This is a genomic window from Geobacillus sp. ZGt-1 (genome assembly GCF_001026865.1).
GTDB lineage: Bacteria > Bacillota > Bacilli > Bacillales > Anoxybacillaceae > Geobacillus > Geobacillus thermoleovorans.
The window spans coordinates 1-612 of record NZ_LDPD01000184.1; the positions used below are offsets into that span (position 1 = coordinate 1).

Below are 612 nucleotides of genomic sequence, written 5' to 3' on the forward strand. Positions count from 1 at the left end.
GATCCGTAATCAACTTATTGCGTGTAACCACGGCCTTTTTACCAATCCAGCGCGTGATGTAATTAATAATATTCTGATCGCTGTCAGCCAAAAGCTCGTTAGTAATAGGCAAAATGCCGCCACGTTTTTTCACGGAGTACGAGACAGCCACGAATTTGGGATTATTCGTTTCCGGAAGCACGCCGTATTCATCAATCAACGCAAACGGTGTCATCGTTTCGTCTTTCTCCAGCACACGCGAGCCCGATAAGGTGGTCACTTCCTCGACGCGCACATATTGAGACAGGTCGTTTTGCGCTCTCATCACTTCGTTAATGCGCGTCTGAATGTCTTTTGGAACGATCAAGGACGAATCTCCGTCAGGGATAGCCGGATTGGTCCCGCCTTCATTCATGACGGCGCGTTTTTCATACTCCACAATAATGCTTCGCTCATCCGAAGAAACCGGGCGCCGGCGAATCGCCTTCATGAAGATTTGTCGATACTCCTGTTCCAATTCGGCATCTTCCTTCGTGACAGCGCGTGTTTCGTTGCTGGCTGAATACGCACCGCCCAGGCCTAGCCCGCCGCGTTCTTCTTCCTCCAATTGCCGCTGCACTTCGATTTTTTTTT

The 612-nt window shown here is 49.8% G+C and carries 1 protein-coding gene; it reads right to left on the reverse strand.

All coding sequences use genetic code 11. The features are described 5' to 3' along the window. Positions 1 to 586, reverse strand: a 586-nt coding sequence (locus VU18_RS16465) for a phage major capsid protein (protein WP_236687450.1), incomplete at its 3' end; no start/stop codon positions are given. Positions 587 to 612: the final 26 nt, after the last annotated feature.